The organism is Caulobacter sp. FV1ye6ST, from assembly GCF_058681225.1.
The window spans coordinates 1,580,760-1,601,866 of sequence record NZ_CM178733.1 but is presented as its reverse complement, the minus strand read 5'-3'; the positions used below and the strand labels follow the sequence as shown (position 1 = coordinate 1,601,866).

Annotated in this window: 20 protein-coding genes; 13 read left to right on the top strand and 7 right to left on the bottom strand. The window is 68.7% G+C overall.

Annotation, left to right across the window (positions count from 1 at the left end; all coding sequences use genetic code 11):
• Nucleotides 1-28 precede the first annotated feature (28 nt).
• The gene (locus tag ACW175_RS08035; RefSeq protein WP_492104056.1) at nucleotides 29-544 is read right to left on the bottom strand and encodes a hypothetical protein; all 516 of its coding nucleotides are present in this window, start codon (nucleotides 542-544) and stop codon (nucleotides 29-31) included.
• 189 nt (nucleotides 545-733) lie between these two features.
• Between ACW175_RS08035 and ACW175_RS08030 the strand changes: the two genes are divergently transcribed.
• From ACW175_RS08030 to ACW175_RS08005, 6 genes are all read left to right on the top strand, one after another.
• Nucleotides 734-1,732, top strand: coding sequence for an aspartate carbamoyltransferase catalytic subunit (locus tag ACW175_RS08030; protein WP_492104055.1), 999 nt, complete (start codon nucleotides 734-736; stop codon nucleotides 1,730-1,732).
• A 79-nt stretch (nucleotides 1,733-1,811) separates the two neighbouring features.
• Nucleotides 1,812-3,113, top strand: coding sequence for a dihydroorotase (gene pyrC / locus ACW175_RS08025; protein WP_099576730.1), 1,302 nt, complete (start codon nucleotides 1,812-1,814; stop codon nucleotides 3,111-3,113).
• 107 nt (nucleotides 3,114-3,220) lie between these two features.
• Entirely contained in the window at nucleotides 3,221-3,946 is a 726-nt protein-coding gene (locus ACW175_RS08020; RefSeq protein WP_492104054.1) for a hypothetical protein, read from the top strand.
• Between the two features lie 102 nt (nucleotides 3,947-4,048).
• Entirely contained in the window at nucleotides 4,049-4,702 is a 654-nt protein-coding gene (plsY, locus tag ACW175_RS08015) for a glycerol-3-phosphate 1-O-acyltransferase PlsY (protein WP_492104053.1), read from the top strand.
• Nucleotides 4,699-5,796 carry a DNA-processing protein DprA gene (gene dprA / locus ACW175_RS08010; protein WP_492104052.1) on the top strand — a complete coding sequence of 366 codons (1,098 nt, stop codon included), beginning with the start codon at nucleotides 4,699-4,701 and terminating at the stop codon, nucleotides 5,794-5,796. The genes plsY and dprA overlap by 4 nt, the downstream gene beginning before the upstream one ends.
• Nucleotides 5,797-5,857: 61 nt before the next feature.
• On the top strand, nucleotides 5,858-7,051 hold the full coding sequence (locus tag ACW175_RS08005; RefSeq protein ID WP_492104051.1) for a class I SAM-dependent DNA methyltransferase: 1,194 nt from the start codon (nucleotides 5,858-5,860) through the stop codon (nucleotides 7,049-7,051).
• Between the two features lie 9 nt (nucleotides 7,052-7,060).
• Here ACW175_RS08005 and ACW175_RS08000 read toward each other — a convergent pair whose 3' ends face one another.
• Entirely contained in the window at nucleotides 7,061-7,855 is a 795-nt protein-coding gene (locus ACW175_RS08000; protein ID WP_492104050.1) for a hypothetical protein, read from the bottom strand.
• 99 nt (nucleotides 7,856-7,954) lie between these two features.
• Nucleotides 7,955-8,125, bottom strand: a complete 171-nt coding sequence (locus ACW175_RS07995) for a hypothetical protein (protein ID WP_125159373.1) — start codon at nucleotides 8,123-8,125, stop codon at nucleotides 7,955-7,957.
• 179 nt (nucleotides 8,126-8,304) lie between these two features.
• Here ACW175_RS07995 and topA point away from each other — a divergent pair, with 179 nt between their 5' ends.
• Genes topA through rnr form a run of 3 tightly spaced genes read left to right on the top strand, consistent with a single transcriptional unit; the run spans nucleotide 8,305 to nucleotide 13,786 of the window.
• Nucleotides 8,305-11,010: a type I DNA topoisomerase gene (gene topA, locus ACW175_RS07990; RefSeq protein ID WP_492104049.1), complete on the top strand. Its 2,706-nt coding sequence runs from the start codon at nucleotides 8,305-8,307 to the stop codon at nucleotides 11,008-11,010.
• Nucleotides 11,011-11,061: 51 nt separating this feature from the next.
• Nucleotides 11,062-11,433 (top strand): hypothetical protein, encoded by a 372-nt coding sequence (locus ACW175_RS07985; protein WP_492104048.1) that lies wholly within the window; start codon nucleotides 11,062-11,064, stop codon nucleotides 11,431-11,433.
• 52 nt (nucleotides 11,434-11,485) lie between these two features.
• Nucleotides 11,486-13,786 carry a ribonuclease R gene (gene rnr / locus ACW175_RS07980; protein WP_492104047.1) on the top strand — a complete coding sequence of 767 codons (2,301 nt, stop codon included), beginning with the start codon at nucleotides 11,486-11,488 and terminating at the stop codon, nucleotides 13,784-13,786.
• Between the two features lie 115 nt (nucleotides 13,787-13,901).
• On the opposite strand, the gene ACW175_RS07975 is transcribed toward rnr, so the two are convergent.
• Nucleotides 13,902-14,918 carry an SGNH/GDSL hydrolase family protein gene (locus ACW175_RS07975; RefSeq protein ID WP_492104046.1) on the bottom strand — a complete coding sequence of 339 codons (1,017 nt, stop codon included), beginning with the start codon at nucleotides 14,916-14,918 and terminating at the stop codon, nucleotides 13,902-13,904.
• A 53-nt stretch (nucleotides 14,919-14,971) separates the two neighbouring features.
• On the opposite strand from ACW175_RS07975, the gene ACW175_RS07970 reads away from it, so the two are divergent.
• Nucleotides 14,972-16,129: a pyridoxal phosphate-dependent aminotransferase gene (locus tag ACW175_RS07970; protein ID WP_492104045.1), complete on the top strand. Its 1,158-nt coding sequence runs from the start codon at nucleotides 14,972-14,974 to the stop codon at nucleotides 16,127-16,129.
• Between the two features lie 130 nt (nucleotides 16,130-16,259).
• Here the strand turns inward: ACW175_RS07970 and ACW175_RS07965 are convergent, their stop codons facing one another.
• The gene (locus ACW175_RS07965; protein ID WP_492104044.1) at nucleotides 16,260-17,558 is read right to left on the bottom strand and encodes an amidohydrolase; all 1,299 of its coding nucleotides are present in this window, start codon (nucleotides 17,556-17,558) and stop codon (nucleotides 16,260-16,262) included.
• Nucleotides 17,559-17,680: 122 nt separating this feature from the next.
• On the opposite strand from ACW175_RS07965, the gene ACW175_RS07960 reads away from it, so the two are divergent.
• The 3 genes from ACW175_RS07960 to rpmG all read left to right on the top strand — a co-directional run bounded on the left by ACW175_RS07960 (nucleotide 17,681) and on the right by rpmG (nucleotide 19,143).
• Nucleotides 17,681-18,409 carry an NUDIX hydrolase gene (locus ACW175_RS07960; protein ID WP_492104043.1) on the top strand — a complete coding sequence of 243 codons (729 nt, stop codon included), beginning with the start codon at nucleotides 17,681-17,683 and terminating at the stop codon, nucleotides 18,407-18,409.
• Nucleotides 18,410-18,432: 23 nt separating this feature from the next.
• The gene (locus ACW175_RS07955; protein ID WP_492104042.1) at nucleotides 18,433-18,894 is read left to right on the top strand and encodes a DUF6265 family protein; all 462 of its coding nucleotides are present in this window, start codon (nucleotides 18,433-18,435) and stop codon (nucleotides 18,892-18,894) included.
• An 81-nt stretch (nucleotides 18,895-18,975) separates the two neighbouring features.
• The gene (rpmG, locus tag ACW175_RS07950; RefSeq protein ID WP_004620056.1) at nucleotides 18,976-19,143 is read left to right on the top strand and encodes a 50S ribosomal protein L33; all 168 of its coding nucleotides are present in this window, start codon (nucleotides 18,976-18,978) and stop codon (nucleotides 19,141-19,143) included.
• A gap of 129 nt (nucleotides 19,144-19,272) precedes the next feature.
• On the opposite strand, the gene ACW175_RS07945 is transcribed toward rpmG, so the two are convergent.
• Nucleotides 19,273-20,637 carry a PleD family two-component system response regulator gene (locus tag ACW175_RS07945; protein WP_492104041.1) on the bottom strand — a complete coding sequence of 455 codons (1,365 nt, stop codon included), beginning with the start codon at nucleotides 20,635-20,637 and terminating at the stop codon, nucleotides 19,273-19,275.
• Nucleotides 20,634-21,014: a cell-cycle response regulator DivK gene (divK, locus tag ACW175_RS07940; RefSeq protein ID WP_492104040.1), complete on the bottom strand. Its 381-nt coding sequence runs from the start codon at nucleotides 21,012-21,014 to the stop codon at nucleotides 20,634-20,636. The genes ACW175_RS07945 and divK overlap by 4 nt, the downstream gene beginning before the upstream one ends.
• Between the last annotated feature and the right edge of the window lie 93 nt (nucleotides 21,015-21,107).

Here is a 21,107-nt window from a genome sequence, read left to right as displayed (position 1 = left end):
CTCCCGCCTCTTTTCGTTCGCATGATCTTTAGTGCTGCGGGACCGCGCAGAACTCGCGAGCTTCACGCGCCAGGGAGAGGTCGCCGCCTTCCAGCGCGGTCTTCACCGCGTCGTCGCAGCGCTTCTCGCTAAGCAGGGTCGTGACATGGCCGCGCAGCGTCGCGGCGTTCAGCGCGGCTTCACGCAGGATCTGGGCTTCCTTGCGCTCACCCGGCAGGCACGGCGAGTACCACTTGGCGTCGGCGCAGCGGGCGATCAGACGCGTCTGGCGCGCGGCCTCGGCGCGGTTGTCGATCGGCGCGACGATGGGCGCTTGCGTCGGCTGTTGAGTTGGTTGCGGCGCTGGATCGGTCAGGGTGGCCGGCGACGGCGGGACCATGGTGGCGGGCGGCGCGGGATCCAGCGGGCGCACGATCGTCGCCTGCGGAATCTGATAGTGGCAGACCCAGCCCTTCTCGGTCGTTTCGCAAGACTGCAACGTCGCCTTCGTCTCCTGGGACGACGGCTCGGCGGTCTGCAGCAAGGCGATCAAGAGCAACAGCATGGCCACCCCCGAGGAGCCTGTGCGAAACGCATGGGTCACAGTACCCACCTTCGCCCCCCAGCAACAAGCGCAAGCGGCCCCGGAAGCGCGGCCCGTATGTCAAACTTCGTGAATATTCCTGAGGACAGTCCGCCGCGCGCCGGCCCGCGCGCTTCCCTTCCCCGCCAAAGCCGCCTATGAGGCGAGCTCATGACGGCACCAGCCCATGACCCCGCCCGCGCGGCCATCGATGCGATCCGCGCCCGCGTCTTTGCCTTCCCAAAACGCCATTTCCTGTCCGCCGGCGACCTGAACGCGCCCCAGGCGGCCGATCTGCTGGACCTGGCCGACGCCTTCGTCGCCTTCAACCGCCAGACGTCCAAGAGCCTGGACCTGCTGCACGGCCGGACGCTGATGAACCTGTTCTTCGAGAACAGCACCCGCACCCAGAGCTCGTTCGAGCTGGCCGGCAAGCGGCTGGGCGCCGATGTCGTCAACATGAACCCCAAGACCTCCTCGGTCGCCAAGGGCGAGACCCTGATCGACACGGCGGTCACCCTGAACGCCATGCGGCCAGACCTGCTGGTCGTGCGCCACGCCTCGTCGGGCGCGGCGTCGCTGCTCAGCCAGAAGGTCAGCGGCCACGTGGTCAACGCCGGCGACGGCCAGCACGAGCACCCGACCCAGGCCCTGCTGGACGCCCTGTCGATCCGCCGCGCCTTCGGCCGCGTCTCGGGCCTGACCGTGGCGATCTGCGGCGACGTGCTGCACAGCCGCGTGGCGCGTTCGAACGTCTCCCTGCTGCACACCCTGGGCGCCAGCGTGCGCCTGGTCGGCCCGCCCACCCTCATGCCGGCCCAGGCCGAGCGCTGGGGCGTCACCGTCCACCACGACATGAAGTCCGGCCTGGCCGGCGCCGATGTCGTCATGATGCTGCGCCTGCAGCTGGAGCGGATGCAGGGCGCGTTCGTGCCGTCGACCCGAGAATATTTCCGCTTCTACGGCCTTGATCGCGAAAAGCTGGCCCGCGCCGCGCCGGGGGCTAAGGTCATGCACCCCGGCCCCATGAACCGGGGGGTCGAGATCGACAGCGACGTCGCCGACGATCCGGCCGTCAGCCTCATCCAGGACCAGGTCGAGATGGGCGTCGCCGCCCGGATGGCGGTGCTGACCAGCCTGGCCGCGCGCATCGAGGCTGTCGGCTTCTGATGTTCCATCAGAAGCCGATAAACAGCCTCGACCTCAAACATAAGAGCGTGGCGAGACGCCACGCTCTGGAGGCCAGCCAATGACGTCCGCCCAGCCCATCGCCCTCGTCAATGCTCGCCTGGTCGACCCCGAGAGCGGCTATGACGGTCCCGGCGGCGTCATCGTCTCCGAAGGCGTCATCGCCGACGTCGCCAAGGGCCGCGAGTTCGGCAAGCTGTCGAAGGCCGTGCGCGTCATCGACTGCGGCGGGGCGCTGCTGGCGCCCGGCCTGATCGACCTGCGCGTCCGCACCGGCGAGCCCGGGGCCGAGACCAAGGAGACCCTGGCTTCGGCGGCCAAGGCCGCGGCGGCCGGCGGCGTCACCTCGATGGTCGTCCAGCCCGACACGGCCCCGGCCATCGACGATCCCAGCGTCGTCGACTTCATCCTGCGCCGGGCCCGCGACATCGACAGCGCCCGCATCCTGGTGGCCGGCGCGGCGACCAAGGGCCTGCACGGCGAACAGATGGCCGAGATCGGCCTGATGCGCGAGGCCGGCTGCGTCTACATCACCGACGCGGGCAAGCCGATCGTCGACAGCAAGGTCATGCAGCGCGTCCTGACCTACGCCAAGGGCTTCGACACCCTGCTGGCCCACCGTCCGATGGATCCCTGGCTGGCCAAGGGCGGGGCTGCGATCGGCGGCGAGTTCGCCGGCCGCATGGGCCTGCCCTCGATCTCGCCTATGGCCGAACGGATCATGCTGGAGCGCGACGTCGCCCTGCTGGAAGCCACCGGCGGCCGGCTGTTGGTCGACCAGATCACCTCGGCGCAGGCGTTGGAGACGCTTCAGCGCGCCAAGAAAAAAGGCCTGCGGATCAGCGCCTCGGTGTCGATCAACCACCTGTCCTTCAACGAGCTGGACATCGGCGACTACCGCACCTTCGCCAAGCTGAATCCGCCTCTACGCGGCGAGGACGATCGTCAGGCGCTGATCGAGGCCCTGGCCAGCGGCCTGATCGACATCGTCGTCTCGTCGCACAGTCCGGCGCCCGCCGAGGACAAGCGCCTGCCGTTCGACGAGGCGGTTCCGGGCGCCGTGGGCCTGGAAACCCTGCTGCCCGCCCTGCTGTCGCTTTATCACGACGAGCGCATCGCCCTGGTCGACCTGATCCGCGCCGTCACCCTGGCCCCGGCCGAGCTCTTGGGCTTGCGCGGCGGCCGCATCGCCCCGGGCGCGCCGGCGGATCTGGTGCTGTGCGACATCGACGCCCCGATCATCGTCGACGCCGCCCGCCTACTGTCGAAATCGAAGAACTCGCCGTTCGACGGACGCAGGCTGCAGGGCCAGGTGCTGATGACCGTGGTTGACGGCCGCGTGGTGCACCGGGCGGAGGGGTGACGCCTTAGACGGCAGTCGCGGCGACGCATTCAGATACCGCCGGTCTCCCATTGTAAAAGACCCCGTCCTCCAGCACTCTTCCTCCACGGAGTCGGGGGGAAAGCCAGATGACCGCGATCGAGGCAGGCCACCGGCCCGTGGCCAGTGTTGGACGCCGGTTCTACCTGATCATGTCGCTGCTGATGGCGGCGGTGTTCATCGGCGGCTTCGGCCAGACCGTGCCGGACGACTTCACCCACAAGCCCGGCCTGCCCCTGCTGCTGCATGTGCACGGCGCGGTGTTCACCCTGTGGGTGCTGGTCTTCGTGGCCCAGCCGGCCTTCGTGGCGCGTGGATCGCTGAAGCTGCATCGACAGGTGGGCATGGCGGGCGCGTGGCTGGCGGGCCTGATGGTGATCATGGGCCTGGCCGCGACGATCTTCGCCATCCGCTACAAGTTCATCCCGTCGTTCTTCCCGCCGGCCATCTTCTTGGTGATGAACGCGATCGGCATCCTGGTCTTCGGCGGACTAGTCGCGGGCGGCGTCGCCCTTCGTCGCAAGGCTGAGTGGCACAAGCGGCTGATGCTATGCGCGACGATCTCGATCCTGGGTCCGGGCCTGGGTCGTCTGCTACCGATGGATTCCTTTGGCGCGGCCGCGCCCCTCGTCATGTTCGGCGTCATCATGCTGTTCGCCTTGGCTGGGCCGGTTGTCGATCTGTTCGTTCGCAAGCGAATTCACCCGGCTTACGCCTGGGGCGTGGGCGCGATCGTGTTCAGCAACCTGCTGACCGCGCCGCTGGCCTTCACCCCGCCCGCCCACGCTTTGCTGAAGATGCTGCAGGGCGCCTGACGCCGGTTTTGCCCAAGCTCCGAGTCTGCACTACACCTAGACCCCACAGCTTTCGCTTGCGCTGCGGTTGAATCCGCGCGCAACTCGCCTTAGAGTCGAATCGTGCAAGATCTCGCCGCCGCCACCTATCTGACGCTCGCCATCACCCTTGTCGGCGGCTACCTGCTCGGATCCATTCCGTTCGGGCTGATCGCCACGCGGCTGGGCGGGGCCGGCGACATTCGCCAGATCGGTTCGGGCAATATCGGCGCGACCAACGTGCTGCGCTCGGGACGCAAGGACCTGGCGGCCATTACCCTGCTGGGCGACGCCGGCAAGGGCGTCGTGGCCGTGCTGCTGGCTCGGTTCTTGACCCACGGCAACCCGGCGATCATTGCCCTGGCCGGCGGCGCGGCGTTCCTGGGCCACCTGTTCCCGGTCTGGCTGAAGTTCAAGGGCGGCAAGGGCGTGGCCACCTTCTATGGCGTGCTGCTGTCGGCCGCCTGGCCGGTGGGCATCGCCGCCGGCGCGACCTGGCTGGCCGTGGCCTTCCTGCTGCGCATCAGCTCGCTGGCCGCCCTGGTCGCCGCGGTTCTGGCCGCGCCGTTCGCCCTGGCCTTCGACCAGCCCTATCCGATCATGGTGCTGTGCCTGTTCATGGCGGTGCTGATCTTCATCCGCCACCGCGAGAACATCGCCCGCCTGCTGAAGGGCCAGGAGCCCAAGATCGGCAAAAAGAAGGACGAGGCGCCGCCGCCCGTAACCGACGCCCCGTGACTCCAGGCCGGCTCTCGGACATCCAGCGCTTCGCCTGGCTGCGCCTGGCGCGCACCGAGACGGTCGGCCCCGTCGCCTTCGAGCACCTGATCGCCCGCTACGGCACGCCCGAGCGGGCGCTGTCCGCCCTCCCCGACCTGTCGCGACGCGGCGGCCGCGCCGTGCCGCTGTCCCTGCCCCCGCGGGAGGCGATCGAGCGCGAGCTTGAGGCGGGCGCGAAAGTGGGCGCGCGGCTGATCTGCGGCTGCGAGCCCGATTTTCCGCCGCGACTGGCGGCCCTGGACCCGCCGCCGCCGGTGATCTGGACCCTGGGCAGCGCCGAGCTGCTGTCGGAGCCGTCCATCGCCATCGTCGGGGCCCGCATCGCCTCGGCCGCCGGTCAGCGCTTCGCCCGCCAGCTGGCAACCGACCTGGGGACCGCCGGCCATGTGGTGGTCTCGGGCATGGCGCGCGGCATCGACGGCGCGGCGCATGAGGGCTCGCTGGCCACTGGCGCCGTGGCCGTGCTGGGCGGCGGGGTCGGCGACATCTATCCGCCCGAGCACGACAAGCTGCACGCGCGCCTCGCCGCCGAGGGCTGCATCGTCTCCGAGAGCGCGCCGGACCGCCGCGCCCAGGCCAAGGACTTCCCGCGCCGCAACCGCATAATCTCGGGCTTGTCCCTAGGGGTCGTCGTGGTCGAGGCCGAGCTGAAATCCGGCTCGCTGATCACCGCCCGCCTCGCCGCCGAGCAGGGCCGCGACGTTTTCGCCGTGCCAGGGTCGCCTCTCGACCCGCGCTCCAAGGGCACGAACGACCTGATCCGCCAGGGCGCGATCCTGTGCGAGGGCGCCGAGGACGTGCTGCGCTCGCTGTCGGGCCAGATCCACCTGCGCGAACGCGAGCGCGGCTACGAGGCCCAGCCGGACCTGGACATCGACCACGACGTCTTGCGTGAGCACGTCGCCGCCCTGCTCTCGCCGACGCCGGTATCCCGCAACGACCTGGTCCGCGCCGCCGCCGCGCCCGCCTCGGCGGTGATGGCGGCGCTGGTTGAATTGAGTCTGGCGGGCCGGGCCGAGTTGCTGGACGGCGGACTGGTGGCTGGTGTGTAACCTTCGTCGACCGTCGCGCGAACTCGTCCGAGTCGCGCGCACGTGACGATCAGGAACGCCGATGGACATCCAGGCTGTTGACGACATGTTCGCCGTTGCCGTCGCGGCCAGCGGCGAGGGCCGGCTGGACGACGCCGAAGCGGCCTTCCGCGCCGTCCTGGTGATGAGCCCCGGCCATGACGAGGCCCTGTTCGGCCTTGGCCTGAACCTGATGATCGCCCGGCGCTTCCAGGAGGCCGTCGAGCCGCTGGCGCTGGCGGCCCAGGCGCCGGACGCCGAACCGGTCCGCCATCAGTGCCTGGCCCACGCCCTGTTCCTGACCGGCGCCTTCACCCGCGCCGCCGAGACCTTCGCCGCCGCCGAGGCGATCGCGCCCCTGCCGGAGAGCCCGCGCCTGACCTGGGCCCGCGCCGCCGCCTATGCGGCCCTCGACCAGTCGCCGGCCGACGCGGCTCTGGACCTCTACGCCCGCATCGCCGGCCCCCTGGCCGAGGACCTGAGGACGGTCGCGCGGGAAGGCTTCGGCGTCCTGGTGGCCTTCGACCGCCTCGACGCGGCCCGCGCCCTCGGCGCCTGGCTGGAGGCGCGCGATCCAGACGACAAGATCCGCGCCCACGAACTGCGCGTGCTGGTCGATCCTAGCATCGATCGGGCCCCGCCCGCCTATGTCGAGGCCCTGTTCGACGACTTCGCCGAGCGGTTCGACCGCCAGCTGGTCGAGATGCTGGGCTACCGCGCGCCCGCCTTGCTGGCCGATCTCGTGGCGAGCCGGCGCACGCGGTTCGAGCGGATCCTGGACCTGGGCTGCGGAACGGGCCTGGCCGCGCCGTCCCTGGAACAGTTCGGCGCCGAACTAACTGGGGTGGACCTCTCGTCCGCCATGCTGGCCAAGGCCGCCGAGCGCGGCGGCTACGATCATCTGGTGCAGGCCGAGGCTATAGCCTTTCTCGAGAGCCAACCTGGCGCCTTCGACCTGATCGTCGCGGCCGACGTCCTGATCTATTTCGGCGATCTCGCGCCGCTGTTCGCCGCCGCCGCCAAGGCTGTGGCTCCAGGCGGCCTCCTGGCTTTCAGCACCGAGTTGGGCGAGGCCGGCTGGCGGCTCCTGCCCACCGCCCGTTACGCCCACGGCGACGACTACATCGAGGAAGCCACGGCGCCCGGCTTCCGTATCGTCGAACGTCAGGAAGTCCCGCTCCGCCGGGAGACGACGGCCGTCACGACCGGCTGCCTTTACCTGCTCGAACGGGTCTAGCCTCTCTCCTTAGCCGCCTCTGCGCGCGCCCTTGGCGAACAGCAGGTCCGACCACCGCCAGTGGCCGCCGCCCAGGGCGAAGCGAGCGCCGCCCGGACCATCGTTCAGGGAAATCAGGACTAGACCCCGCATCGGCTCGGCGCGGCAGGCGGCCGGGGCGAAGGCCACCTCCATCATGATCATCTCGCGCAGGCCGGCCAGGCCGTCGCCTTCTTCGCCGGTGACCCTAGCCCAGTCGCCGCTCCAGACCAGCGGCGCGCGGCCGGCCCCGACCGTCGCGCCGTGGGCCCGCATCAGCGAGGCGCGGGCGCGGGGGTTCTTGCGCAGACCCTCCTGCAGCAGGCGCACCATGTCGCAGCCCGCGCCGCCGCCACCGCCGCCGCTGCCCGAGCCGGCCGTCGCCGCGCCCATCAGTTCGGACTCGCCAAGGCCCAGCACAGGGCTGGGTCCGGGGTTACGGCTGGCGGGCAGCGGCGTGACGTCCTTGGGCGGCGGCAGTTTCGACACGCGCAACGGCGAGCGCGGCGCGGCTTTCGGCGCCGCCTTGGGCTTTTCTGGCGACGGCGGCTTGGCCGGGGCCTTCACCGGCGACTTGGGCGCGTCGTGCGGCGCGGGCGGCGGCGGAGGGGGTGGTGGCGGAGGCGGCGGTGGCGGCGGATCGACCAGCGAAACCATCACCGACGGTGGCTCCGGCGGCGGCGGGGTGATGTGCGTGGCGAACAGGACCATCAGGGCCCCGACATGCGCGCCGATGCTCACGACCAGGGCGACGCCCTTGCCCCCTCGTCGTTTCCACCGCGCCATCTGTCCGCCAGGCCACGGGCCGAAGCGCCGGCCCAGACCTCTGGAAAATCACGTCCCCGCGTCAGGAACGTGGCGATTGGTCTAGCTTGGAAAGAGGGTTCAGACCGACAGATCGACCAGCAGGCCGGTGCCCGCCGCCGGGGCCGCGCGCACGGCTTCCTTCAGCCGATCGGCGATCTCCGCGCGTTCGGCGTTCGAGGTCACGGGCTTGATCGGACGGATCGGCGAGACATAGGCCTCGGTCGCGATCCGATTGACGGTCATGTCCATCGGGCTCAATGCAGTCGTGAAACTAGCCATCGCATTGTCGTGCAATGGCCTTAACAAGCGCCTACCAGACGGCCAAGCCTTACTGTTTCTGGGTCCTCACGTTGACAGACGTGGGGTGAAGCCCCCACTTTCCCGGCGCTCGCCTTCCGGGCGATCCCCTTTCCTGAACAAGAGTCAGAATGAACGTCGTCGTCGTCGAGAGCCCGGCCAAGGCCAAGACCATCAACAAGTACCTCGGGTCCGACTACACGGTTCTCGCTTCCTATGGCCACATCCGTGACCTGCCGTCCAAGGACGGGTCGGTCGAGCCGGACAACGACTTCGCCATGAGCTGGGAGGTCGACTCCAAGGCCTCCAAGCGGGTCAGCGACATCGTCGACGCCCTGAAGAAGGCCGACCGCCTGATTCTGGCCACCGACCCGGATCGCGAAGGGGAAGCGATCAGCTGGCACGTGCTGGAAGTGCTGAACAAGAAGAAGGCGCTGAAGGACAAGACCGTCCAGCGCGTGACCTTCAACGCCATCACCAAGACGTCCGTGTTGGAGGCCATGGCCAATCCGCGCGACGTCGACATGGAGCTGGTCGAGGCCTATCTGGCCCGCCGCGCCCTGGACTATCTGGTCGGCTTCACCCTCTCGCCGGTCCTGTGGCGCAAGCTGCCGGGCAGCCGCTCGGCCGGCCGCGTGCAGTCGGTCTGCCTGCGCCTGATCGTCGAGCGCGAGATGGAGATCGAGCGCTTCAAGACCCAGGAATACTGGAGCGTCGACGCCGACGTCTCGGCCGGCGCCGATCCGTTCACGGCCCGCCTGGTCAAGCACGAAGGCAAGAAGCTCACCAAGTTCGACCTCAACAACGAGACCTCGGCCCTGGCCGCCAAGGCCGCGGTGACCAGCGCCGTGTTCAAGGTCGCCGCCGTCGAGAAGAAGCCCGGCAAGCGCTCGCCCGCCCCGCCCTTCACCACCTCCACCCTGCAGCAGGAAGCCGCCCGCAAGCTGGGCTTCTCGGCCCAGCGCACCATGCAGGCCGCCCAGAAGCTGTACGAAGGGATCGACATCGGCGGCGAGACCGTCGGTCTGATCACCTACATGCGGACCGACGGCGTGTCGGTCGAGCCGGAGGGCATCGCCGAGGCGCGCGGTGTGATCGGCAATGTCTATGGCGCGTCCTACGTCCCCGAGACGCCGCGCTACTACAAGGCCAAGGCCAAGAACGCGCAGGAGGCCCACGAAGCCATCCGCCCGACCAGCCTGAACCGTAACCCCGGCTCGCTACGCCTGGAGTCGGACCTGGGCCGCCTGTACGAGCTGATCTGGAAGCGGATGATCGCTTCGCAGATGGAAAGCGCCCGCATTGAGCGCACCACGGTCGACCTTGAAAGCAGCGATGGCCAGACCGGCCTGCGCGCCACGGGTCAGGTCGTGCTCTTCCCCGGCTATCTCGCGGTCTATGAAGAAGGCCGCGACGACGAGGGCGACGAGGACAGCGCCCGCCTGCCGATGATCGAGGAAGGCGCTTCGGCCAAGGTCATCGAGGCCCGCGCCGACCAGCACTTCACCGAACCGCCGCCGCGCTATTCGGAAGCCAGCCTGGTCAAGAAGATGGAAGAGCTGGGGATCGGCCGTCCGTCGACCTACGCCTCGGTCCTCACCGTGCTGCGCGACCGCGAATACGTGAAGATGGACAAGCAGCGCTTCGTCCCGGAGGACAAGGGCCGACTGGTCACCGCGTTCCTGGAACAGTTCTTCAAGCGCTACGTCGAGTACGACTTCACCGCCGCGCTCGAAGAGCAGCTGGACTTGGTGTCGGATGGCAAGCTGGACTGGAAGCAGTTCCTGCGCGACTTCTGGAAGGACTTCCACGCCGCCGTCGGTGAGATCGCCGAACTGCGCACGACCAACGTGCTGGATGCGCTGAACGAGGCCCTGGGCCCGCACATCTTCCCCGACAAGGGCGACGGCTCCAACCCGCGCCTGTGCCCGACCTGCCATGTCGGCCAGCTCTCGTTGAAGACCGGCAAGTTCGGCGCCTTCATCGGCTGCTCGAACTATCCGGAGTGCCGCTACACGCGTCAGCTCGGTGTGTCCGAAGGCGACGGCGAGGCCGAGAGCGCCGACAAGGAGCTGGGCCTCAATCCCGCGACCGGCCTGGCCGTGTGGCTGAAGAACGGCCGCTTTGGTCCCTATGTCGAGGAGCTGGCGGCCGCCGACAGCGGCGACAAGCCCAAGCGCTCGTCCCTGCCCAAGGGCTGGATCGCCTCGGCCATGGACCTGGAGAAGGCCCTGCGCCTGCTCTCGTTGCCGCGTGAAGTCGGCAAGCACCCGGATGACGGCAAGGTCATCACGGCGGGCCTGGGACGCTTCGGGCCGTTCGTGCTGCACGACGGCACCTACGCCAACCTGGAGAACCCCGACGAGGTGTTCGACGTCGGCCTGAACCGCGCCGTCGCCATCCTGGCCGATAAGCGCGCCGGCGGCGGACGTCCGCAGCGCGGCGCCGCCACCGCCCTGGCCGAGATCGGCAATCACCCCGAGGATGGCAAGCCGGTGCGCGTGCTGTCGGGACGCTTTGGCCCCTACATCAAGCATGGCGACACCAACGCCAATGTGCCCAAGGGCAAGGACCCGGCCTCCATCACCATGGAAGAGGCCGTGGCCCTGATCGCCGAGCGCGCCGCCAAGGGCGGCGGCAAGAAGCCGGCGAAAAAGGCTGCGGCGCCGAAGAAGGCCGCCGCGAAGACCACTAAGGCGGAAGGCGACGCTCCGGCCAAGAAGACAGCCGCGAAGAAGCCCGCGGCCAAGAAGCCGGCGGCGAAGAAAGCCGCGCCCAAGGCGAAGGTCGAAGCGTCCTCGGACGACGGCGCGACGCCTTGGGACGACGAAGCCTAGTCTGTGAAGGCCACTCTGTTCAGGCGATCGGGAGGGGAGTAGGTTTCGAGCATGACGACGCTGGAACGTCCCCTGCCGCTGCATGTCGTGGTGTCCGCGCTGATCCTGTGCTGCGTGGGCGGTTTCGCCATGGGCCTGACCAACGCCATGAAGATCGACCGCGGCGGGCTGGAACCCTCCAAACAGCCGCTGGCCGAGGTCTCAGGCGTGCCCGTCAAGGACGCCGCCCCCGCCCTCGCCTACGAACCGCCGCCGGTCGAGAAGCCCAAGCCCAAGGCCGTCGAGGTCCAGACCGCCGAACAGGAAGCCCCGCCGGTGATCGAGGCCCCGCCCGTCGCGGCTCCGGCGCCGACCACGGCGGCCCCCGCCGCGCCCAAGCCCGTCGAGCCCGCGCCGCCGAAGTCGATCGAGGACCTGTACTAGGCTCTCGCGCCCTTGACTGGCCTTTCGCCCCGGAAGCGCGGTAAGGCAGGACATGGCTAAACTTCGCCCGACCAAGACCTTTAAGCCCCAAGCCTCCAAGAAGGAGAGGCCGCCCGCCGGCCTGCCAGATCGCGAGACGCTGCTGGCGTTCCTGCGCGACGCCGGCGAGAGCGGCAAGGCCGACATCGCCCGCCACTTCGGCCTGAAGGGCGCCGATCGCCGCGCCCTGCGCGAGATGATCCGTGAGCTGGAGGCGCAAGGCGCCCTGGCCAAGCGCGGCCGCAAGGGCTTCGCCGAGCCTGGCTCGCTGCCGCCGGTGGGCGTGGCCGACGTGGTCGAGCGCGACGTCGATGGCGAGCTCTATGTCAAGCTGACCAAGTCCGATGACGACGTCCCGAATGTCCGCCTGGCCCCGACCAAGGGCGAGGCCGCCGCCGGCGCGCCGGGCCTGGGCGACCGGCTTCTGGTCCGCTTCGAGCGCCTGGAGACCGGCGAGTTCGAGGCCAAGCTGATCAAGAAGCTCGGCCAGAGCGCCCACAAGGTGCTGGGCGTCATCCGCAAGCACCGCAAGGAAATCCGGGTCGAGCCGGTCGACCGCAAGTCCAAGGACGTCCTGATCCTCGACCCCAGCGTCGCCCACGACCTGAAGGACGGCGACCTCGTGCTCGCCCAGGTCGGCACGCATGGCGGCCGCTACGGCCCCAAGCCCGGCAAGGTGCTGGAGGTGGTCGGGACCGAGAACGATCCCCGCGCCGCCTCGCTGATCGCCATCCACAGCCACGGCATCCCGACCGGCTTCTCCGAAGCCGCCGAGGCAGAGGCCAGGACCGCCGTCGAGCCGACGCTGACGGGCCGCGAGGACCTGCGGAAGCTGCCGTTCGTGACCATCGACCCGGTGGACGCCCGCGACCACGACGACGCCGTCTACGCCCATCCCGACGAGGACGAGACCAACAAGGGCGGCTGGGTGGTCTGGGTCGCCATCGCCGACGTCGCGGCTTACGTCCGCCCTGGCTCGGCCCTGGACCGCGACGCCCGCGAGAAGGGCAACAGCGTCTACTTCCCCGACCGCGTCGAGCCGATGCTGCCCGAGACCCTGTCGAACGGCCTGTGCTCGCTGCGTGAGAGCGAGAACCGCGCGACCCTGGCCGTGCGGATGGTGTTCGACAAGTCGGGACGCAAGAAGGGCCACAGGTTCGTGCGCGGCCTGATGCGCTCGGCCGCCAAGCTGTCCTACGAACAAGCGCAGAGCGCCATCGACGGCCAGCCGGATGACAAGTCGGGTCCTCTGCTGGAACCGATCCTGCAGCCCCTGTGGGAAGCCTATCGGACGATGAAGATCGGCCGCGACGCCCGATCGCCCCTGGCCATCGAGAGCGACGAGCGTCGGATCATCATCCGCGAGGGCGAGATCCTGTCGATCACCAAGCGCCCCAGCCTGGAAGCCCACAAGCTGATCGAGGAGATGATGGTGCAGGCCAATGTCTGCGCCGCCGAGAGCCTGGAAGCCAAGCGCTCGCCCCTGATCTACCGGGTGCACGACACCCCCAGCCTGGAGAAGGTGCAGAACCTCGCCGACTTCCTGCAGACGCTGGAGATCCGCTGGGACAAGGGCCAGGCGCCGCAGACCGCGCGGTTCAACAAGCTGCTGGACGAGACGCGCGAGGGCCCCAACGCGGCGATCATCAACGAGGTGGTTCTGCGCACCCAGATGCAGGCCCATTACAGCGCCGACAATATCGGCCACTTCGGCCTGAACCTGGCCAAGTACGCCCACTTCACCAGCCCGATCCGCCGCTATGCCGACCTGATCGTCCACCGGGGCCTGATCCGGGCCCTGGGCCTGGGCGACGATGGCCTGACCGACCAGGACATCGCCCAGATCAAGGACACGGCCGAGGTCATCACCCACGCCGAGCGCCGGGCCATGGCCGCCGAGCGCGACGCCACCGACCGCTACATCGCCGCCTTCCTGGCCGACCGGGTGGGCGCGACCTTCGCCGGCCGGGTCACCGGCGTCACCCGCTTTGGACTGTTCGTGAAGCTGGTCGACACCGGCGCCGACGGCCTGGTGCCGGTCTCGACCCTCGGGGAGGAGTTCTTCGTCCACGACGAGAAGCTGCACGCCCTGGTCGGCGACCGCACCGGCCAGCGCTGGACCCTGGGCATGAACGTCGAGGTCAAGCTGGTCGAGGCCACGCCGGTGACCGGCGGGCTGTTGTTCGAGATGCTCAGCGACCCGATGCCGGCCGATCCGAAGATGCCGCGGCCCAGGTTGGGCGCTCGGCGTCAGGCGGCGGTGAAGCCGCGCGGCGGACTGCCCAAGGGTGTGCGACGCGGCAAGCGGCGGTAGCGGTCGGTGCTTGATCCTCGTCCTTCGACAAGCTCAGGATGAGGATCACGGCAGGCTCGGCGACGAAGTAGAAACCTCATCCTGAGCTTGTCGAAGGACGGGGTTTCGGCCCCTCTCACTTCGCCGCGATCGCCGCTTCCAGCGTGTCAGCCATCATCCTCTGATCGGCGACCGACGGGTGCGAATGGCACGCCCCGCGGTCCATGCCGGTGATCCGCACCGCCTTCACACCCGTACGCTTGGCGACCTCGGCGACGTCGTCGGCGAAGGTGTCGCCAGCGATCAGGAACACGCGCGCGCCCGGCCGGCTGGCCTGCAGCCCCTGGACGAAGGCCACATAGGTCTCGCGGTAGTCCCTGCGCAGCGCCGCCTCGTCGGCCCAGGCCTCTCCGGGGTGCGGCTGCGTCGAGAAGTCGTTGGTGCCCAGGCCGATGACGAGAATATCCGGCGTCCACGGATCATCCGCCGCCACCCGTGGCTCGGCTTGGCCGGGGATGACGCGCGGCAATAGCACCGGCAGCGTCTCGCCCGGCGACAGGCCATTGTAGTTGCGCACCACGCCCCGGCCCGAGAACGCCTCGATCCGATAGTCGGCGTCCAGTCGCCCCGCCAGGATCGGACCGAACGTCAGGCTGGTGTCGGTCAGGTCGTGGACCTGGCTCTCGGTGCAGGTGCGGCTGGTCGAGCGCACGCCGTAGCCGACCGTGTAGGAATCGCCGATGAACTCGATCCGGCGCGGACGGCTGGGCGCCGGCAAGGCCGCCTCCCTTGGCCCGACGAAGAAGCCCTCGAACCGCGCCGAGCCCGTCTGGCTTTCCGTCAGCTTGTCGACGCGCACGACGTGTTCGCCAGAACCCAGCCGATCGAGCAGCAGATGCAGTTCGCCAGCCTTGGTCAGCTCGGCCTTGCGCACGCCGTCGATGCTGACCGCCAGATGCTCGGCGCCGGTGTCGACCACCACCTCGACCGACGCCCCCTTGAAGCGCCCTTCGAAATAGACCCCCGGCCAGCCGAAGTCGTACGCGCCGCCCGCCACCGGCGCGACACGGCCGCCGATATTTAGGGGCAGCGCGGTTTGAGCGAAGACGGGGGTCGCGAGCCCCAGGATGACGGCGAGAGTCAGCAAGCGCATGACCTCCTTCTCAAGCCGGATGCGCGCCGCGTCAAACCCCGCTAAGCAGAACCATGCGCGCCCAGATCGAACCCTTCCACGCCATCGCCATCAGCCGCCTGGCTCACCAGTTGAAGACGCAGGGCGCCTCGATCATCCACATGGAGTTCGGCCAGCCTTCGACCGGCGCGCCGAGCAAGGCGATCGCCAAGGCCCACGAGATGCTGGACGCCGAGGCCATGGGCTATTGGGAAAGCCCCCTGCTGCGCCAGCGGATCGCCGAGCGCTACCAGACCCTGTACGGCGTCACGGTCGAGCCCGAGCGGATCGTCCTGACCTGCGGCGCCTCGCCGGCCCTGGTGCTGGCGTTGTCCAGTGTGTTCCAGCCCGGCGACCGCATCGCCCTGGCCCGCCCCGGCTATGTCGCCTATCGCAACAGCCTGAAGGCCCTGCACCTCGAACCCGTCGAGATCGCCTGCGGGCCAGAGGATCGCTTCCAGCTGACCGCCAAGCACCTTGCCGAACTGGACCCCGCCCCCGCCGGCGTCATCGTCGCCAGCCCGGCCAACCCGACCGGCACGATCATCGCGCCCGAGGAACTGGAGAAAATCGCGCAAGTCTGTCGCGAGCGCGGCATCCGCATCATCAGCGACGAGATCTATCACGGCCTCAGCTATACCGGCCGCACGCCGTCAATGCTGGAGTTCGCGCCCGACGCCCTGATCGTCAACAGCTTCAGCAAGTACTTCAGCATGGCCGGCTGGCGGCTGGGCTGGCTGCTGACGCCGCTGGGCGAGGACCTGGAGCGGGCCCGGGCCTATGTCGGCAACCTGTTCCTGACCGCCCCGTCGCTGAGCCAGCACGCCGGCCTGGCGGCCATGGACTGCATCGACGAGCTGGAAGCCCATATCGACGTCTATCGCGCCAATCGCCAGCTAATGCTGGACGCCCTGCCCGCCCTGGGCCTGCGCAAGATCGCCCCGCCGGACGGGGCCTTCTACATCTGGGCCGACATCGGCCACCTGACCGACGACTCGCTCGCCTTCTGCCAGCAGCTCCTGAAGGACACCGGCGTCGCCACCGCCCCCGGCGTCGACTTCGATCCGGTCGAGGGCAAGCACTTCATCCGCTTCAGCTTCGCGGTCTCGACGGCCGAGGTCGAGGAGGCGCTGAAGCGGATGACGCCGTGGTTCGCGGCGCGGGCGGCTGACTCAGCACTGGCCCCCACCTGACCTGCTCACGCAGGTCTGTCCGCCCCCAAGCGGGGCGGAGAGCTAAGCTACGCCCTCACGGGTAGGCCTCTCCTCCCCCTCTTGGGGGAGGGGGACCGCCGAACGGCGGTGGAGGGGGCCAGCGCCGCCGCTATTTCCGGTCCAGATAGTCCAAGGCCATGAACACCTCGGCCTTCACGCCTGTTTCGAACACCGCCTCGTCGACGTCGAAATAGGGCGAGTGGTTGGCTGGCGCGGTGGCGGCCGGCACGTTCGCCTTGCGGCCGCCGAGCTGCACGAACACCGCTGGGACCTTTTCGGCGTACATCGAGAAGTCCTCCGCCCCGGTCACCAGGGCGGCCTTGTCGTCGACCTTGCCGGGCGAGGCCTTTTCCAGGCTGGCCTTGACCCAGGCCGATAGCGCCGGGTCGTTGTAGGTCACCGGATAGGGCTGGCTGAACACCGCCTCGGCCTTGGCGCCGTAGCGGTCGCCGATGGCGGCGACGGCCTTCTGCATCTTGGCGACCAGGTCGTCGTGGCGGGCGGTGGAGAAGGTTCGCATGGTCCCCTCCATCTTCAGGTCCTCGGGGATGATGTTCTGGCGCATGCCCATGTTGATGACGGCGATCGTCACCACCGAAGGCGAAGCGCCGACATCGACCTGGCGGGCGGCGATCTGGTTCGTGGCCTGGATGATGTCGGCGGCCACGCTGGCCATGTCGACACCGGCCCAGGGCCGCGCGCCATGGGTCTGCTTGCCCTTCACGGTGATCGTCAGCCGGTCGGACGAGGCGTAGAAGCCCTCGGGGCGATAGTTCAGCAGATTGGCGTCGGCGGGACCGATGTGCAGGCCGAAGATCGCGTCGACCTTGGGCTTGTCCAGCGCCCCGTCGCGGATCATCAGCTTGGCGCCGCCCTCCTCGCCGGCCTGCGGGCCTTCCTCGGCCGGCTGGAAGATCAGGACCACCGTGCCCTTGATGTCGGCCTTCATGCCGGCCAGCACCGTGGCGGTCCCCAGCAGCATGGCCACGTGGGTGTCGTGGCCGCAGGCGTGCATGACCGGAACGGTGCGGCCTTCCCAGGTCGCGGTGACCTTGGAGGCGAACGGCAGGCCGGTCTTTTCCTCGACCGGCAGGGCGTCCATGTCGGCGCGCAGGGCCACGACCTTGCCCGGCTTGCCGCCCTTGAGGATGCCGACCACGCCGGTCTTGCCGACGTTCTCGCGGACCTCGAAGCCCAGGGCCTTCAGCTCCTTGGCGATCAGGGCCGAGGTGCGGACCTCCTGGTTGCCCAGCTCGGGATGCTCGTGGATGTCGCGCCGCCAGGCGATGACCTTGGGCTGGACCGCCTTGGCCGCCGCCTCGATCTTGGCCGTCGAAGGCGCGGCCATCGCCGGCGCGCCGAAAGCCATGCCCGCGACCAGCGCCAGCGCCGAAACCCGTCCGATCATCACAAAACCCCCTCACGAAAAGCCCAGCGACCTTGGGACGCGTCGTGGCGAAGGGTCAAGCGTCCGCCGGCTTGACGTCGGGTCGCTCTATGCAGCTTCGCGGATCGGTCTAACTTGAGCGCATGAGCCTGCCGCCGATCGACGCGAAATTCGACACGATCCACGACGGCGCCGTGCGCGAGACCGGCGCGGCGCTGACGCCCAAGCACGCCGCCACCCTGATCATCGTCCGCACCGACGGTCCGCGGCCGCGCCTGCTGATGGGGCGGCGCAACGGCGGCCACGCCTTCATGCCCGACAAGTGGGTGTTCCCCGGCGGCCGGGTCGACCGCACCGACTACGACGCGCCAAGCGCGAGCGAGCTTTCGCCCGACGTCTCCGCGCGGCTGGAGCTGGAACCTCGCCATCGCACGCCAGCCCGCCTGGCCCGCGCCCTGGCCCTGGCGGCGGTGCGAGAGACCTTCGAGGAGACAGGCCTGCTGCTGGCCCGCCAAGCCCCTGTACGGCCCGGCGCGGGGCCCTGGCGGCCCTTCCTGGCCCAGGGCGCCCTGCCCGACCTGGCGCCGCTGTCCTTTGTCGCCCGAGCCATCACCCCGCCCTACCGTCCGCGCCGCTTCGACGCCCGCTTCTTCATGGCTCCAGCCGAGGCGCTTTTGTCGCTGGACCGCCGGCCGGACTGCGGCGAGCTGGACGAGATCGCCTGGGTCGACTTCCAGGAGGCGATGGCGCTGGATCTGCCCAATATCACCCGCTTCGTGGTCCACGAGATCGGCCAACGCCTCGCCGACACTGGACGGCCCGCCCCCTTCATGCGCTTCCTGAATGGCAAACGGCGCCTGACCCACCTGTAGGTCGGCTTCCGGGGGACGCACACATGTTCGCCACACTGCTCGCCATGGCCCTGGCTACCACGCCGCCCACGCCATCCGACATAGACAAGCTGGGCTTCATCGCCGGCTGCTGGACCCTGACCCGGCCCAACGGCACGAAGATCGAGGAACAGTGGCTGGCGCCCGCCGGCGGCGCGATGATCGGCATGAGCCGCAGCGTCCGAGACGGCAAGCTGCGGGAGTACGAGTTCATGCGCATCGTGCCCGGAGACGACGGCAAGCTGCGCTACGTGGCGATTCCGTCCGGCCAGGCCGAAGCCGCCTTCCCGGTGAAGGCGATCGCCGAGAACGCCGTGACCTTCGAGGCGCCCGAGCACGACTTCCCGCAGCGGATTCTCTATCGCCTGGTCGACAAGGACACTCTGGTGGCCCGGATCGAGGGTTCCGTCGGCGGCCAGGCGCGCTCAGCCGACTTTACTTACCGGCGTTGTCAGACCGGCAATTGACTTTGAGTCCCCGATGAGTATGTTCCGCGCCTCTTAATTCCAACGCGCGGGAACCTGCGCGACCACCGCAGGGATTCGACCATGGCCAAACCGGCTTCAATCAAGATCCGCCTGAACTCGACGGCGGACACCGGCTTCTTCTACGTCACCAAGAAGAACGCCCGCACCAAGACCGAGAAGATGGTGCTGAAGAAGTACGATCCGGTCGTCCGCAAGCACGTCGAATTCCGCGAAGGCAAGATCAAGTAAGATCGCTTTCAGCGGTACGACATCAAGACGCCCGGCTAGCGATAGCCGGGCGTTTTTGATTCTGGCCTCTTTTTGATTCTGGCCTCTAGGAAAAGACGTCCGCCTGGCGTCAGCGATGCGCCAGCCGGGTTAGGCCGCCTTGCCGACCACCGCGTTACGGCCCGAGGCCTTGGCCTGGTAGACGCCCTGGTCGGCCCGCTTCAGCAGGGCTTCGGGGGTGTCGTCGGGGCCGAGCGTGGCCGAGACGCCGACCGAGATGGTCACCGTCAGCTGTTCCTTGGTCGGCCCGACCTTGAAGGGCGAGCCGGCGACGTGGTTGCGGATCCGTTCGGCGATGCGCAGGGCGTCGGCCAGCTGGGTGTCGGGCATGACCACCACGAACTCCTCGCCGCCGAAACGGCACGGCAGGTCGATGGCGCGGACGTTCGAGGCCAGGCGCAGGGCGAACTCGCGCAGCACCTCGTCACCGATGTCGTGGCCGAAGGTGTCGTTGATCTTCTTGAAGAAGTCGATGTCGATCAGCAGGGCCGCGACCGGCTCGCCGCCCATCGCGGCCCGCTTGACCAGCGAGTCGAGCTGGCCGGACATGTAGCGACGATTGTGCAGCCCCGTGAGCTGGTCGGTGACGGCCAGTTCCAGGCTGTGGTCGAGATTGTTGCGCAGATAGTCGGTGTAGCGCTTGCGCTGGATCTGCGTCTTGACGCGGGCCGACAGCTCCTGCGGGTCCACCGGACGCGGCAGGATGTCGTTGACGCCGATTTCCAGCGCCTTGACCATGCGATTGCGATCATCGGGATCGACCATGGCCAGGACGGGGAGTTGGCGCGAGCGCTCCTCCGACCGCAGGGCGGCGGTGAAGCGCAGGCCATCGAAGCTCTTGGCCGCGGCGTTGACGATCACGAGGTCGACCGGGCCGCCGGCGCTGATCTTGGCCTTTTCGGGATCGCTCTCGATGACCGGACGATGCTCGACGCCCAGCTCGGCCGCGATGCGGGCGGCCTGGCGTTCATTGTCGTCGACGATCAGCACCCGGCCGCCCAGGCCGTCCAGTCGCGCGGCGGCGCCGGCGATGACACCCATGCGGCGGCCCGAGGCCTCGCGCTGGCGCAGTTCGTCGATCACCAGCTTGAAGCGCGTCAGGCTGCGCACGCGGGCGAACAGCATGACGTCGTCAATGGGCTTGGTCAGGAAGTCCGAAGCCCCCGCCTCCAGGCCCTGGATGCGGTCGCCTCGGCCGTCCAGCGCGGTGATCAGCACCACCGGGATGTGGCGGGTGGCGGGGTCTTCCTTGAGTTTACGGCAGACGGTGAAGCCGTCCATGCCGGGCATCATCACGTCCAGCAGAATGATGTCGGGCAGGTCTCGAGACGCCATGGCCAAGGCGGTCGGGCCATCCATGGCGCTGGAGACTTCATAGTACTCGGCCGTCAGCTTGGCCTCGAGCAGACGGACATTGGCTTCGATGTCGTCGACGACGAGGATCCGGGCGCTCATGCGGCGGGGACCTTGTCCAAGAGGCGCTTGATGGTGTCCAGGAAGTGGACCACCGAGATCGGCTTGGAGATATAGGCCTCGCAGCCCCCCTCGCGGATGCGCTCTTCGTCGCCCTTCATGGCGAAGGCGGTGACGGCCACGACCGGGATATGGGCGAGGTCGTCGTCTTCCTTCAGCCACTTGGTGACTTCCAGGCCGGAGATCTCCGGCAGCTGGATGTCCATCAGAATCAGGTCGGGCTTGTTGTCGCGGGCAATGGACAGCGCCGACAGACCCTCGCGAGTCTGCAGGGTCTCGTAACCCTGGGCTTCGAGCAGATCATGAAAGAGCTTCATGTTCAGCTCGTTATCCTCCACGATGAGGACCTTCTTCGTCATCCTTACCCCGACCAAAAGGTCACGTGGCGACGCCTAGGGATTCGCGTCGCCTTCCAGAACCAGTTGCCACGAATATCCTTAAGCCCCCGCTAA

Bases quoted from the DNA above. Each gene is read 5' to 3' on its own strand.
- ACW175_RS08035 (WP_492104056.1), bottom strand. From the start codon at position 544: ATGCTGTTGCTCTTGATCGCCTTGCTGCAGACCGCCGAGCCGTCGTCC.
- ACW175_RS08030 (WP_492104055.1), top strand. From the start codon at position 734: ATGACGGCACCAGCCCATGACCCCGCCCGCGCGGCCATCGATGCGATC.
- pyrC (WP_099576730.1), top strand. From the start codon at position 1,812: ATGACGTCCGCCCAGCCCATCGCCCTCGTCAATGCTCGCCTGGTCGAC.
- ACW175_RS08020 (WP_492104054.1), top strand. From the start codon at position 3,221: ATGACCGCGATCGAGGCAGGCCACCGGCCCGTGGCCAGTGTTGGACGC.
- ACW175_RS08005 (WP_492104051.1), top strand. From the start codon at position 5,858: ATGGACATCCAGGCTGTTGACGACATGTTCGCCGTTGCCGTCGCGGCC.
- ACW175_RS08000 (WP_492104050.1), bottom strand. From the start codon at position 7,855: ATGGCGCGGTGGAAACGACGAGGGGGCAAGGGCGTCGCCCTGGTCGTG.
- ACW175_RS07995 (WP_125159373.1), bottom strand. From the start codon at position 8,125: ATGGACATGACCGTCAATCGGATCGCGACCGAGGCCTATGTCTCGCCG.
- topA (WP_492104049.1), top strand. From the start codon at position 8,305: ATGAACGTCGTCGTCGTCGAGAGCCCGGCCAAGGCCAAGACCATCAAC.
- ACW175_RS07985 (WP_492104048.1), top strand. From the start codon at position 11,062: ATGACGACGCTGGAACGTCCCCTGCCGCTGCATGTCGTGGTGTCCGCG.
- rnr (WP_492104047.1), top strand. From the start codon at position 11,486: ATGGCTAAACTTCGCCCGACCAAGACCTTTAAGCCCCAAGCCTCCAAG.
- ACW175_RS07975 (WP_492104046.1), bottom strand. From the start codon at position 14,918: ATGCGCTTGCTGACTCTCGCCGTCATCCTGGGGCTCGCGACCCCCGTC.
- ACW175_RS07970 (WP_492104045.1), top strand. From the start codon at position 14,972: ATGCGCGCCCAGATCGAACCCTTCCACGCCATCGCCATCAGCCGCCTG.
- ACW175_RS07965 (WP_492104044.1), bottom strand. From the start codon at position 17,558: ATGATCGGACGGGTTTCGGCGCTGGCGCTGGTCGCGGGCATGGCTTTC.
- ACW175_RS07960 (WP_492104043.1), top strand. From the start codon at position 17,681: ATGAGCCTGCCGCCGATCGACGCGAAATTCGACACGATCCACGACGGC.
- ACW175_RS07955 (WP_492104042.1), top strand. From the start codon at position 18,433: ATGTTCGCCACACTGCTCGCCATGGCCCTGGCTACCACGCCGCCCACG.
- rpmG (WP_004620056.1), top strand. From the start codon at position 18,976: ATGGCCAAACCGGCTTCAATCAAGATCCGCCTGAACTCGACGGCGGAC.
- ACW175_RS07945 (WP_492104041.1), bottom strand. From the start codon at position 20,637: ATGAGCGCCCGGATCCTCGTCGTCGACGACATCGAAGCCAATGTCCGT.
- divK (WP_492104040.1), bottom strand. From the start codon at position 21,014: ATGACGAAGAAGGTCCTCATCGTGGAGGATAACGAGCTGAACATGAAG.